Below are 12,739 nucleotides of genomic sequence, written 5' to 3'. Positions count from 1 at the left end.
CCGGCCGCTCGAGGATGCGCCGAGCGCCCCCTCCCCGCGCGGGAGGGGGCGCTCAGCGCGTCGTCGGGGCGACCAGGCGGACGGCGTCGAGGGCGGCGAGGGCACCGAGCTCGTCGGCGACCATCCAGATGTCGCTGATCCGGCCGTCGGTGAGCGTGAGCACGTCGATGACGCGCAGCTGCAGGTCCCGGCCGGTCGGCGGCAGCGGTCCGGCCGACGTCTCGTACGGGCCGACCTGCCGGCCGCCCATCCGGAAGGCGAGGGCCACCCGGTCGCCGTCCTCGACGACCGCGACCACCTCCCGCCCGACCTCCTCGAAGGTCCCCTGGACGGCGCGGGCGCGGGCCACCAGGTCGGCGGCGGTCAGCGCCCGGCCGTTGACGGTGACCGGGTCGGTGTAGACCGCGCGGAAGGCCTCCTCCGCGGCGGGCCCGTCCGGCAGCGGCTCGGTCCACAGCCGCAGGAGACGCTGGACGTCGAAGGTGGTGGGAGCGGCCACCGGTCCAGGGTGGCCCGCTCGGAGGAGGGCCACCAGTGCCGACGGCGCGGCGCCGAGAGCGCAGTCGTCGCCGCCGACACGCGGCGGCACGCCGTCACCGGCGGCGACGACTGCCCACTCGGCGGACGGGGTCCGCCCTCAGACCGCGATGCCGGTGAGCACCAGGACCCGCTCCTCGGTGAGGTCCTCCATCGCCGCGTGCACGCCCTCGCGGCCGGTGCCGGAGTCCTTCACCCCGCCGTAGGGCATCTGGTCGGCGCGGAAGCTCGGCACGTCGCCGACGACCACGCCGCCGACCTCGAGCACCTGCGCGGCGCGGAAGGCCACCTGCAGGTCGCGGGTGAACACGCCGGCCTGCAGCCCGAAGCGGCTGTCGTTGACCCGCGCGAACGCCTCGTCCACCGAGTCGACGGTGTCCAGGACGACGACCGGTCCGAACACCTCCTCGCGCGACACCTTCGCACCGGCCGGGACGTCGGTGAGCACGGTCGGCGCGTAGGAGGCGCCGTCGCGGCTGCCGCCGGTGAGCACGCGGGCGCCCGCGGCCACCGCCTCGTCCACCCAGCTCTCCACCCGGCGGGCGGCGGTCTCGTCGATCAGCGGGCCGACGTCGGTGGCGTCGTCGGTGGGGTCGCCGGTGACCAGCTTGCCCACGGCCTCGACCACCCGGGTGGTCAGCGCCTCGGCGACGGCGCGGTGGGCGAACACCCGCTGCACCGAGATGCACGACTGCCCGGCCTGGTACATCGCGAAGGTGGCGATGCGCGAGGCGGCCCAGTCCAGCGCCGCGTCGTCCTGGTCCGGGGCCACGACGGCCGCCGCGTTGCCGCCCAGCTCCAGGGTGACGTGCTTGCGCGGCGCCGACTCGCGGATCGACCAGCCGACCGGCACCGAGCCGGTGAAGGAGACGACCGGCAGCCGGGGGTCCTGCACGAGCGACGCGGCGACCTCGTTGGGCACCGGCAGCACCGACCAGGCGCCGGCCGGCAGGTCGGTCTCGGCCAGCAGCTCGCCGAGCAGCAGCGCCGTCAGCGGCGTGGCGGGGGCGGGCTTGAGCACGATCGGCGCGCCGACGGCGATCGCCGGGGCGACCTTGTGGGCGACCAGGTTGAGCGGGAAGTTGAACGGCGCGATGCCCAGCACCGGGCCGCGCGGCACCCGCCGGACCAGGGCCAGGCGGCCGGAGGCGGCCGGGTCGGTGTCCAGCCGCTGCAGGCTGCCCGACCAGCGCCGCGCCTCCTCCGCCCCCCAGCGGAACGTCGACACCGCGCGGGCGACCTCGAGCCGGGCCCACTTCAGCGGCTTGCCCGACTCGGCGGTGATCAGCGCCGCGACCTCCTCGCTGCGCTCGGCCAGCCGGCGGGAGACGGAGTCGAGGGCGGCGGCGCGCACGTGCGCGGGGGTCGCGGCGAGCTCCGCGCGCACCCGGTCGGCGGCGGCGACGGCGGCCTCGACGTCCTCGTCCGTGGCGGTGGTCGTCGCGCCGGCGAGGGCGCCGTCGTGCGGCGAGCGGACCTCGAGCACCTCGGTGCCGGTGGCCGGCCGGCCGGCGACCCAGTAGGGGGTGGACATGCGCGCCTCCTCGGGAGTGGGAACCGGCCCCGAGCGTCGCGGACGGCACGGCCGGAGACGAGGCTCCGCTCCGTCCACCTGACACCTGCCGGGACGCCGTCCTGGCACCCGACGGCCGGCCGCGCCCGACGGCCGGGCCCTGCGCTCAGCCGGCCTCGTGGCGGGACACGTCGGCCGGTGCGGGCGCCGGCAGGTCGAGCGGCGCGGTGAGCAGGCGGCGCAGCTGGACCGCCCGCTCCCCCAGCCCCGCCTCCAGGCCGGCCAGGACGGCGCCGGCGTCGGCGGCCAGGTCGCGACCCGAGCCGGTGAGGCGCACCAGCCGGCCCCGGCGGCGCGCCGGGTCGGCGACCACCTCGAGCAGTCCCAGACGGACCAGCCCGGCGAGGAGGTCCTGGGCGGCCTGGCGGGAGCTGCCCAGCCGGCGGGCCAGCTCGGCCGGCGGCGTGCCGTCGGGGTCGAGGAAGGCGAACACCAGCGACTGCGCCCCCGACAGCCGCGGCCAGCCGCGCGCGGCGAGCTCCTCGCGGGCCGCCGCGTCGAGCTGCCGGCTGGCCATCAGCAGCAGGGCGGCCAGGGGCGGTCCTCCGCTCGACACGTCGTCAGGTTACCTGACACCCTGGCGTCAGGGAACCTGACGACGAGGGAGCGGACGATGCGCGTGGTGGTGCTCGGTGCGGCCGGCGGGGTGGGCCGCGCCGCGGTGCGGCTGGCCGGGGAGCGCGGGCACGCGGTGCTCGCGGTGGCCCGCACCCCGGCCGGCGAGGGGACGGCGGAGGAGCTGGCCGGCGACGTCCGGGACGCCGGGCTGCCGGCGCGGGCCGTGGCCGGGGCGGACGCCGTCCTGTGGTGCGTCGGCGTGACCCGCCGGTCGGGCGGCGACGTCGGCCGGGCGGCGCTGCCGCTGCTGGTGGCCGCGATGACCGGGGCGGGGGTGCGCCGCTTCGTGGGGGTCTCCGGCGCCGGCGCGGACCTGCCCGGCGACCGCAAGGGCGCCGGGGCCCGCCTCGTCTCCGGGCTCACCCACCGGCTGGCCCGCGACCTGGTCGTCGACAAGGAGGGCGAGCACGCCGTCCTGGCCGCCTCCCCGCTGGACTGGACCCAGGTGCGCCCGCCCCGGCTCGTCGACCGGCCCGGGACCGGGCGCTACCGACTCACCGACGCCGCGCCGGGCCTGCGCGCGGCGGCGGTGAGCAAGGCCGACGTCGCGCTGGCGATGGTCGAGCTCGCCGAGGGCCGGGAGTGGCTGCACGCGGCCCCGTTCGTCGTCGCGGAGGGCCGGTGACCGTCCTCGTCGCCGGCGCCACGGGCACGGTCGGCAGCGCGGTGGTGCGCCGGCTGGTCGCGGTGGGCGCCGATCTGCGCGCCGGCGCCCGGGACCTGCACCGGGCGGCCGCGCTGCTGCCCGCCGGGGTGCCGGTGACCCGCCTGGACCTGGAGGACGCCGCGACCTGGCCCGCGGCCCTCGCCGGGGTCTCGCGGCTGTTCCTGCTGCGCCCGCCCGACGTGGCGCGGGCCTCCCGGCTGCAGCCGTTCCTGGACGCCGTCGTGGCCGCCGGGGTGGAGCACGTCGTGGTGCTCTCGGTGCAGGCGGCCGGCCGCAACCCGCTGCTCCCCCACCGGGCGCTCGAGCGGCGGGTGGAGGCGACGGGCCTGGCCTGGACGCACCTGCGCCCGGCCTACTTCCTGTCCAACCTGCTCACCGTGCACCGGGCGGAGATCCGTGACCGCTCGGAGATCACCGTGCCGGCCGGGGAGGGGCGCACCGCCGTCGTCGACGTCGGCGACCTCGCCGAGGTCGCGGTGCAGGCGCTGACCGGGCCCGGTCACGAGCGCCGGGCCTACGAGCTGACCGGGTCGGAGGCGCCCACGTGGTCGGAGGTCGCGGCCACGCTGTCGGCCGTGCTGGGCCGCCCGGTCGTCTACCGGCACCCCGGCGCCCTCGCCTTCCTCCGGCGGGCCCGGTGCACCGGCACCCCGGGCGCGCTGGCCGCCGTCATGACCGTCCTCTACACGGTCACCCGGCTGGGGCTGGCCAGCCGCACCACCGGCGACCTGGGCCGCCTGCTCGGCCGCTCGCCGACGACGCTGCGCCGGTTCGTCGAGGAGCACGCCGACGCCTGGCGGTGAGCGGTCGGCGCGGTCAGCCGGGACGGCGCGGGTCGACCGGGGCGCGGACGGCGGCCGGGCCCCGGCGGGCCCGCCGGCCGCGGGCGGGCCGCGCGCCGTCCGAGGCGTCCGTCCCCTCGCGCGAGTCGCCGACCCGCACGGCCCGGCCGACGACGACGCCGGCGACCAGCGCGACCGCCGCCCAGACGAGGGCCGCGAGCACCCAGCCGCTCACCGCGCGCCGCCCACCGGGGCCGGGCCCTGCACACCGGGCGTCCGCGGTGGTAGCCATGCCCCGTGGACGTGCACGTGCGCGACCTCCGCTCCTTCCTGGCGGTCGCCGACGAGCTGCACTTCACGCGTGCCGCGCAGCGCCTGTTCCTCTCCCAGCCGGCGCTGAGCCGGCAGATCCGGGCGCTGGAGCGGACGCTGCGGACCCCGCTGTTCGTCCGCGGGCCGGGCGGGGTGGCGCTGACCGCGGCCGGCCGGCTGCTGCAGGACCACGCGCGCCGCGTCGTGGCCGCCTGGGACGAGGCGCAGGCGGCCGTCGCCGAGGCCGTGGCCGCCCGGTCGACCGTCCTGGTCGTGGGGCTGTCGATCAGCGTCGGGCGGGGCCTGCTGCCGGCGGCGACCCGCGCCTTCCAGGAGCGCCACCCCGGGGTGCGCGTGGAGCTGCGCCAGGTCGGCTTCGGCGACGCCACGGTGGGCCTGGCCGACGGCGACGCCGACGTCGCGTTCTGCTGGCTGCCCCTCCCCGGCGACGCGGGGCTGCGGCACCGGGTGCTGTTCACCGAGCCGCGGCTGGTCGCCCTGCCGGTCGACCACCGGCTCACCGCGCGCGCCGAGGTGACCGTCGAGGACCTGGTCGACGAGCCGTTCCTCGCCATCCCCGAGTCGGCCGGTCCGCTGCGGTCCTTCTGGCTCGGCGAGGACGCGCGCGGCGGGCGCCCGGCGCGGGTCGCCTCCGTGGTGCACGGCCCCGAGGAGGTGGTCGAGGCGCTCGGCCGCGGCCTGGGGGTGGCGCTGATCAGCGGCGGCAACGCGGAGATCTACCGCCGCCCGGAGTTCGTCGTCCGGCCGGTGCGGGGCCTGGCGCCGGCCCACCTGGCCGTCGTCTGGCGGGAGGGCGACAGCCGCGCGCCGGTGCAGGACTTCGTGCTCAGCTGCACGGCGGCGGCCGCCGCGGCGTCGGCGGTCGGCCCGGGCGCCGCCTGACCGCACGGTCACCCGTCCCTCCCGGCGAGCGGCAGCCGCACCTGGAAGCGGGTGTCCCCCGGCTGCGAGCGGACCGTGATCACCCCGCCGTGCCGGACGGTGACCACGCGCCAGGCGACGTCGAGGCCCAGCCCGGTGCCCTCCCCCACCGGCTTGGTGGTGAAGAACGGCTCGAACACCCGCCGCCGCAGCTCCTCCGGGATGCCCGGGCCGGTGTCGGCCACCTCGACCAGCGCCGAGTCGCCGTCCACCGCGGTGCGCAGGGTCAGCGTGCCCCGCCCCTCCATCGCGGCGAGCGCGTTGTCGATGAGGTTGGTCCACACCTGGTTGAGCTCGGCGGCGTAGGCCGGCACCCGCGGCAGGTCCCGGTCGTAGTCCTTGACCACCCGGATGCCCGGGCCGATCTTCGCGCCGAGGACGACGAGGGTCGCGTCGAGGCCCTCGTGCAGGTCGGCGGGCTGGTGCGGGGTGCGGTCGAGCTGCGAGTACTGCCGGGCGGCGTCGACCAGGTGCGAGATGCGCCGGGTGCTCTCGGCGACCTCGCGCAGCAGCGTCTCGGTCTCCACCGTGTAGGCCAGCCAGCGCAGCGCCGGCTCGAGGAAGTCCTCCCCGACGGCGCCGGCCACCTCCTCCAGGCACTCGGGATCCAGCCCGGCCGGCACGAACACCGCGGCGAGGTCCCACGGCCGGTCGATGCCGCGGTCGTCGAGCCAGTCGCCGAGCTCGTCCTCCCGGTCGGCCCGCTCGAGCGCGTCGAGCTCGCCGGTGGTGCCGATCCGGTCGACGAAGCGCTCCTGCAGGTCGGTCAGCCGGCGCAGCTGCTCGCCGTCGACCCGGCCCTCGGCGAGCAGGGCCAGCTTGTGCCGCATCCCGGCCACCCGCTCGCCCAGCGCCGCGGTGGCCCGCGACGCCGCGGCCGCCGGGTTGTTCAGCTCGTGGGTCAGGCCGGCGGTCAGCTTGCCCAGCGCCAGCAGCCGCTCCCGCTGGCCGACCAGCTCCTCGGAGTTCCGGGTGCCCAGGAACAGTCCCTGGAGCAGGTGCACGGCCATCGGGTACCAGCGGCGGAACACCGCGGCGAACTCGGCCGCGGGCAGCGCCAGGAAGGAGCAGTCGGTGACCGCCCGGACCGTGGCCGGGTACACCTGGTCGACCTGGTCGCCGAGGTAGAACTGCACCGCCCCGCTGTAGACCCCCGGCGTGTCCGACCGCACGGTCTCGACCTCGTCGCGGCCGACCCGCCGCACCATGCGCAGCGTCCCCGACAGCAGCACGTGGAAGCACTCCGCCGGCTCGCCCTCCACCGAGACGTCGCTGCCCGCGGGGAAGGACTCGACCCGGCCGGCCCGTGCCACCCAGTCCAGCTGGGCCTCGTCGAGGTCGGCGAAGAGGAACAGCTCCCGCAGCCGGTCCGGTACCAGGCGGGCGGGGGCGTCGGGGGGTGTCGCGGTCACCGCTCCTCCAGGTACCGGTGCACGAGCGTGACGGCCATCGCGCCCTCGCCGACGGCCGAGGCCACCCGCTTGACCGACTGGGCGCGCACGTCACCGGCGACGAACACCCCGGGGACGCTGGACTCCAGGAAGTACGGGTCGCGCTGCAGCGGCCAGCCGGCGGGCCGCTGCCCGTCGACGAGCAGGTCCGGGCCGGTGGCCACGAAGCCCCGCTCGTCGCGGGCGAGGACGCCGTCGAGCCAGTCCGTGCGGGGCGCGGCGCCGATGAAGACGAACAGGTGGTTGGCCGGGACGGTGTCCACCCGGCCGGTGCGGTCGCGCAGCTCGAGCTCCTCGAGGTGCTCGCCGCCCCGGGTGGCCGCGACCGTGGTCCCGGTGCGGACGACGACGTTGGGCAGCTGCGCGAGCTGCTCGATGAGGTAGTGCGACATCGACGCCTCCAGCGACGGCCCGCGCACCAGCAGGGTCACGCAGCTGGCGTGCCGGGCGAAGAAGACGGCGGACTGGCCGGCGGAGTTGGCGCCGCCGACGACGTACACGTGCTGCCCGGCGCAGGCGGCCGCCTCGGTGAGCGCCGAGCCGTAGTAGACGCCGCGGCCGGTCAGCGCCCCGGCGCCCTCGGCGTCGAGCTGCCGGTAGGAGACGCCGGTGGCCAGCACGACCGCGTGGGCGGCGATGCTGCCGCCGTCGGCGAAGTGCACCACCCGCGCCGAGCCGCGGGCCTCCAGCGCGCTCACGTCCCGGGTGGTGAGCACCTCCGCGCCGAAGCGGCCGGCCTGGCGGCGCGCCCGGTCGGCGAGCTGACCGCCGGAGACGCCGTCGGGGAAGCCGAGGTAGTTCTCGATCCGGCTGCTCTGCCCGGCCTGCCCGCCGGTGGCCTGCCGCTCGACGAGCACCGTGCGCAGCCCCTCGGAGGCGCCGTAGACCGCCGCGCCCAGCCCGGCCGGGCCGCCACCGACCACGACGAGGTCGTAGAAGTCGGTGCTGGGCTCGACGGTGAGCCCGACGGCGGCGGCCAGCTGGGCCTCGGTGGGGCTGAGCACCGGCTGCCCGTCGGGCGGCACGACCACCGGGACGTCGTCGGGGCCGGCGCCTGCCGCGGCCAGCAGCCGCCGCCCCTCGGGCTCGTCGACGCTGTACCAGCGGTAGGGCACGGCGTTGCGGGCGAGGAAGTCGCGGGCGGCGAACGACGGCGCCGACCACCGGTGCCCGACCAGGCGGACGTCCTGGACGGCGGTGTCGGGGCTGGCCCGCCAGGTCTCGACCATGGCGTCGACGACCGGGTAGAGCTTCTCCTCCGGCGGGTCCCAGGGCTTGAGCAGGTAGTGGTCGACGTCGACGAGGTTGATCGCCTGGATCGCGGCGTCGGTGTCGGCGTAGGCGGTGAGCAGCGCCCGCCGGGCACGGGGCACGAGGTCCATCGCCTGCTCGAGGAACTCGATGCCGTTCATCCGCGGCATCCGGTAGTCGGCCAGCAGCACGGCGACCGGCTCTCCGCGCAGCGTCAGCTCGCGCAGCGCGGCCAGCCCCTCCTCGCCCGAGGAGGCCCGGACGATCCGGTGGTCCTCCCCGTAGCGGCGGCGCAGGTCGCGGGCGACGGCACGGGAGACGTTGGGGTCGTCGTCGACGGTCAGCAGCACCGGGCGGCCCGGGCGGCCGGCCCGGCCGGGGACGTCGGCGGTCTCGGTCACGGGCCCTCCTGGACGGCCGGCTCGCGCGGCGCGCCGTCCGGCGCGTCGTCGAGCGCGGCGAGCTCGGCGGGGGTGGGGCGGCGCAGCACCCGTTCGGAGCGCCACACGACCACGGGCAGGTCCTCCTCGGTGACGTCGAGGCCGGCGAGCAGCGCGGCGACGTCGTCCTCCGCCTCCACGTCGACGACGACGGCGCTCAGGCCCCGCTCCTCGGCGGACCGCCGCAGCCGGTCGGTCTCCGGTGACGGGCCGCTCGTCACGATCCGCACGTCGGCGGCCAGCGCCAGCAGCATCGAGCGGCGGATGAGGAAGGCGCGCAGCACCGTCTCCTTGAGCGCGCGGTCCTCGGCGAAGACCAGCCGCGCCTGCGCGTCGGGGACGGTGACCACCTCGGCCGGCTGCAGCACGACGGCGGTGAGGAACACCGGGCGGTCGCTGAAGAGGTCGAGCTCGCCGAGGAAGCGCCGCGCGCCGTGCACGGAGACGACCCGCTGGTCGGGGTGGCCGTGGTGCTCGACCACGGCCACCAGGCCCGACAGCACCACCTGCAGGTCGTAGCCGGGATCGCCCTCCCGGAACAGCGTCTCCCCCGGCGCCCAGGTGCGGCGGGTGCCGTGCCGCTCGAGGAGGGCCAGCTGCTCGTCGAGCAGCCGCGGGAAGGCGCCGTCGCGGTCGGGCGTCTCCTCGAGGTCGGCCGGCAGCGGGACCGGCGCGGTCCCCGGGGCGGTCTCCGGGTCGCGGCGCCGCGGGCCCAGCGCCGGCAGCACCGGGGTCCCGGGCTCCTCGCGGGGTGCCGGCAGCGCGCCGTCCCCGCCCGCGGCCTCGAGCAGCGCGGCGGCCAGCGAGTCGGCGTCGTAGGGCCCGGCGTGCCGGCGGTCGCCGACGAAGAAGGTGGGCGTGCCCTCGACCCCGCTGGCCTCGGCCGACTCGACGTCCTGCTGCACCCGCCGGGCGTACCGGCCGGAGCCGAGGTCGCGGGAGAAGCGCACCACGTCGAGGCCGACCGCGGCGGCGTGCTCGAGCAGGTCGCCGGGGGTGAGCCGGTCCTGCTCGGCGAAGAGCCGGTCGTGCAGCTCCCAGAAGCGGCCCTGGGCGGCGGCGGCCTCGGCGGCCTCCGCGGCCAGCCGGGCGTGCGGGTGCACGTCGGCCAGCGGCACGTGCCGGAACACGTAGCGCAGCCGGTCGCCGAACCGCTCCCGGAGCTCGTCGACCGCGCCGGTGGCCCGGCCGCAGAACGGGCACTCGAAGTCGCCGTACTCGACGAGGGTGAGCGGCGCGTCGACCGGTCCCCGCACGTGGTCGCGGTCGGGGTCGACGGGCGGGTCGAGCAGCACCGGCCGGCCGGTGCCGGCGGGACGGCGGCGGTCGGCGAGGCGGAACAGCGCCCAGCCGAGCAGCGCGGCCAGCACCGAGGCGGCCAGGACGCCGACCCGCGCCTGGTCGGCCGCCCGCTGCTCGGCGTCGTCGAAGGCGAGGTCGACGATGAACAGCGAGATGGTGAAGCCGATGCCCGACAGCGCGGCGCCGCCGGCCAGCTGCGCCGGGGTGAGCCCCGGGGCGAGCCGGCCGAGCCCCAGCCGGACCGCCAGGCCGGTGCCGAGCAGGATGCCGGCGAGCTTGCCGAGCACCAGCCCGGCCACCACGCCGAGCGTCACCGGCGAGGACGCCGCGGCGCGCAGGGTCTCCCCGGTGAGCGGCACACCGGCGTTGGCCAGGGCGAACACCGGCACGATCACGAAGCTGGTCCACGGCTGCCACAGCTGCTGCAGCCGCTCGCCGGCCGACACCGACCGGTCGATCGACAACCGCGCCGCCCGGGCGAACTGCGGGTTGGGTGACTGCTGGTAGGCCCGCACCAGCCGCGCGGCGTCGGCGACCTCGTCGCGCCGGGCCGCGTAGGCGGGGGTGAACAGCGCGATGACGACCCCGGCCAGGGTGGGGTGCACGCCCGACTCATGCATGGCCACCCACACCCCGAGACCGAGCACCAGGTAGGCCGGGCCCCGCCACACGTTGAGGTGGCGCAGGCCGATCATCAGCGCCAGGCCCAGGACGGCCAGGCCGAGGGGCGTCAGCCGCAGGTCCTCGGTGTAGAAGAGCGCGATCACGGTGAGCGCGCCGACGTCGTCGGCGATGGCGAGGGTCAGCAGGAACAGCCGCAGCTGCGCGGGGCAGGCCGGCCCCACCAGGGCGAGCACGCCGAGCAGGAACGCGGTGTCGGTGGAGATGACCACCCCCCACGCCGACGCCGCCTCGTCGCCGAGGGTGAAGGCCACGTAGACCAGCGCCGGGACCACCAGCCCGGTGACGGCGGCCAGCGCCGGCACCGCGGCCCGGCGCCGGTCGGTGAGCTCGCCGATGACGAGCTCGCGCTTGATCTCCAGCCCGACGACGAAGAAGAAGAACACCATCAGGCCGTCGTTGACCCAGTGCTGCAGGTCCAGGGCCAGCTCGGTGCCGCCGAGCCGGACGGCGAACTCGGTGTGCCAGAAGGCCGTGTACCCCTCGCCCATCGGCGAGTTGGCCCAGACGAGTGCGAGGACGGTGGCCGCCAGCAGCAGCCCGGCGCCGCCGGCCTCGGTGCGCAGCGAGCGCCGCAGCGGCGACAGCCGCCCGAGCACGCCCCGGTCGCCGGACCGGGTCGTGCCGGCCGTCTCGCCCGTGCCGGTGCTCACCGCGGACCCCTCCCCGCGCCGGACCGCGACGGGTGCAGCTGCGGCCCGCTGATGCCGCAGTGCGGGCACTCCTCGACCCGGAGCCGCGCCTCCCCGGCTGCGGCGGGCGCGGGCACGTCGCCGAGCGGCCGGTGCAGCGTCGTCGCGGCCACGGCGGCACCGGCGAGCAGCAGGCCGACGCAGATGAGCAGTGCGACCCGGAAGCCGTCGGCGAAGGTCTCGGGGTCGGTGTAGTCGTCGCCGCCGATCCCGGCCGCGGCGGGTACGGCGGCGACCGCGAGCAGCCCGGCGGCCCGCGCGACGGCGTTGTTCACCCCGGAGGCGGCGCCGGCGAAGCGGGCCTCCGCGGAGTCGAGCACGGTCGCGGTCAGCGGCGCGACCAGCAGGGTCAGCCCGGCGCCGAAGAGCACCGCGGCGGGCAGCACGTCGGCCCGGTAGGACGCCCCCGGACCGATGCGCAGCATGAGCAGCAGCCCGGCGGCGGCCAGCAGCGGACCACCGGTCAGCAGCGGCCGCGGGCCGATCCGCTGCGCCAGGGCGCCCACCCGGGCGGAGAACAGCAGCATCAGCGCGGTGACCGGCAGCAGCGCGGTCCCGGCGGCGAGCGGGCTGAACCCGGACACGACCTGCAGCTGCAGGACGAGCAGCACGAACAGCACGCCGAGGGCGGCGTAGACGAGGAAGGTCACCGCGTTGGCGGCGGTGAACCGGGAGCTCGCGAACAGCGCCGGCGGCACCAGCGGGTGCGCCGACCGGCGCTGCACCGCGACGAACGCCGCGAGCGCCAGCACCCCTCCGACGGTGCCGGCGGCGACGACGGCGCCCTGCCCGGGCCGGCCCGCCGTCGTCAGCGCGTGGGTGAGGGCCGCCAGGCCGGCCGCGGCCAGCACGGTGCCCGCCCAGTCCAGCCGCGGCGCGGCGTCCGGGTCGCGTGTCTCGGGCACGTGCCGGGCGGCGACGAGGACGATGACGACGGCCAGCGGCAGGTTGAGCAGGAAGACCGCCCGCCAGTTCCACTCCACCAGCCAGCCGCCCAGGAAGGGCCCCACCGCGCCGGCGACCCCGCCCAGGCCCGACCACGCGCCGACCGCCGCCGCCCGGTCCTCGCCGGAGAAGGACGCCGAGATGATCGCCAGGCTGCCCGGGGTGAGCAGCGCCGCGCCGACGCCCTGCAGCGCGCGGGCGGCGACGAGCGTCCCGGTGTCGGGGGCCAGCCCGCACAGCAGGGAGGCCGCGGCGAACCAGGTCACCCCGACGACGAAGACCCGGCGCCGGCCGAAGCGGTCGCTCAGCGAGCCGCCGAGCAGGATCAGCGAGGCCAGGGTCAGCGTGTAGGCGTTGACCGTCCACTGCAGCCCGGTGAACCCGGCCCCGAGGTCGGTGCCGATGCGCTCCAGGGCGACGTTGACCACCGTCGCGTCGAGCATGGCCAGGCCCGAGCCCAGGACGGTGGTGAGCAGCACCCAGCGGGCCTGCGGGGTGTGCATCCGCAGGCCCGCGGAGTCCGTCGTCGTCACCGGACCCCCTCCC

Annotated in this window: 11 protein-coding genes; 3 read left to right on the top strand and 8 right to left on the bottom strand. The window is 77.4% G+C overall.

Going from position 1 to position 12,739, the window contains the following annotated elements:
* Positions 1 to 52: 52 nt before the first annotated feature.
* The 3 genes from LY71_RS12865 to LY71_RS12855 form a co-directional block, all read right to left on the bottom strand.
* A complete protein-coding gene (locus tag LY71_RS12865; protein WP_106278083.1) occupies positions 53 to 499 on the bottom strand; it encodes an ester cyclase in 447 nt (148 codons plus the stop codon).
* Positions 500 to 637: 138 nt separating this feature from the next.
* Entirely contained in the window at positions 638 to 2,071 is a 1,434-nt protein-coding gene (locus LY71_RS12860) for an aldehyde dehydrogenase family protein (protein ID WP_106278081.1), read from the bottom strand.
* 145 nt (positions 2,072 to 2,216) lie between these two features.
* Positions 2,217 to 2,666, bottom strand: a complete 450-nt coding sequence (locus tag LY71_RS12855; protein WP_106278079.1) for a MarR family winged helix-turn-helix transcriptional regulator — start codon at positions 2,664 to 2,666, stop codon at positions 2,217 to 2,219.
* Between the two features lie 57 nt (positions 2,667 to 2,723).
* Here LY71_RS12855 and LY71_RS12850 point away from each other — a divergent pair, with 57 nt between their 5' ends.
* Complete coding sequence (locus LY71_RS12850) at positions 2,724 to 3,353, top strand: NAD(P)-dependent oxidoreductase (protein WP_106278077.1); 630 nt, start codon at positions 2,724 to 2,726, stop codon at positions 3,351 to 3,353.
* The gene (locus LY71_RS12845) at positions 3,350 to 4,198 is read left to right on the top strand and encodes an SDR family oxidoreductase (RefSeq protein ID WP_106278075.1); all 849 of its coding nucleotides are present in this window, start codon (positions 3,350 to 3,352) and stop codon (positions 4,196 to 4,198) included. The genes LY71_RS12850 and LY71_RS12845 overlap by 4 nt, the downstream gene beginning before the upstream one ends.
* A 13-nt stretch (positions 4,199 to 4,211) precedes the next feature.
* On the opposite strand, the gene LY71_RS12840 is transcribed toward LY71_RS12845, so the two are convergent.
* The gene (locus tag LY71_RS12840) at positions 4,212 to 4,412 is read right to left on the bottom strand and encodes a hypothetical protein (RefSeq protein WP_106278073.1); all 201 of its coding nucleotides are present in this window, start codon (positions 4,410 to 4,412) and stop codon (positions 4,212 to 4,214) included.
* 62 nt (positions 4,413 to 4,474) lie between these two features.
* Here LY71_RS12840 and LY71_RS12835 point away from each other — a divergent pair, with 62 nt between their 5' ends.
* Positions 4,475 to 5,392: a LysR family transcriptional regulator gene (locus LY71_RS12835; RefSeq protein ID WP_106278071.1), complete on the top strand. Its 918-nt coding sequence runs from the start codon at positions 4,475 to 4,477 to the stop codon at positions 5,390 to 5,392.
* Positions 5,393 to 5,400: 8 nt separating this feature from the next.
* On the opposite strand, the gene LY71_RS12830 is transcribed toward LY71_RS12835, so the two are convergent.
* The 4 genes from LY71_RS12830 to LY71_RS12815 are packed head-to-tail and all read right to left on the bottom strand — an operon-like array spanning position 5,401 to position 12,726.
* Positions 5,401 to 6,843, bottom strand: coding sequence for an ATP-binding protein (locus tag LY71_RS12830; RefSeq protein WP_245887867.1), 1,443 nt, complete (start codon positions 6,841 to 6,843; stop codon positions 5,401 to 5,403).
* The gene (locus LY71_RS12825; RefSeq protein WP_106278069.1) at positions 6,840 to 8,534 is read right to left on the bottom strand and encodes an NAD(P)/FAD-dependent oxidoreductase; all 1,695 of its coding nucleotides are present in this window, start codon (positions 8,532 to 8,534) and stop codon (positions 6,840 to 6,842) included. Before LY71_RS12825 ends, LY71_RS12830 begins: the two co-directional genes overlap by 4 nt.
* Positions 8,531 to 11,209, bottom strand: a complete 2,679-nt coding sequence (gene nhaA / locus LY71_RS12820) for a Na+/H+ antiporter NhaA (RefSeq protein ID WP_170121341.1) — start codon at positions 11,207 to 11,209, stop codon at positions 8,531 to 8,533. The genes LY71_RS12825 and nhaA overlap by 4 nt, the downstream gene beginning before the upstream one ends.
* Entirely contained in the window at positions 11,206 to 12,726 is a 1,521-nt protein-coding gene (locus tag LY71_RS12815; RefSeq protein WP_245887866.1) for an MFS transporter, read from the bottom strand. The genes nhaA and LY71_RS12815 overlap by 4 nt, the downstream gene beginning before the upstream one ends.
* Positions 12,727 to 12,739: the final 13 nt, after the last annotated feature.

It is taken from the genome of Geodermatophilus tzadiensis, from assembly GCF_003002915.1.
GTDB classification, from domain to species: Bacteria; Actinomycetota; Actinomycetes; order Mycobacteriales; family Geodermatophilaceae; genus Geodermatophilus; species Geodermatophilus tzadiensis.
Note: the sequence above shows the minus strand (reverse complement) of the source record. Positions and strands in the feature narration are given on the sequence as shown.

Bases quoted from the DNA above. Each gene is read 5' to 3' on its own strand.
- LY71_RS12860 (WP_106278081.1), bottom strand. From the start codon at position 2,071: ATGTCCACCCCCTACTGGGTCGCCGGCCGGCCGGCCACCGGCACCGAG.
- LY71_RS12850 (WP_106278077.1), top strand. From the start codon at position 2,724: ATGCGCGTGGTGGTGCTCGGTGCGGCCGGCGGGGTGGGCCGCGCCGCG.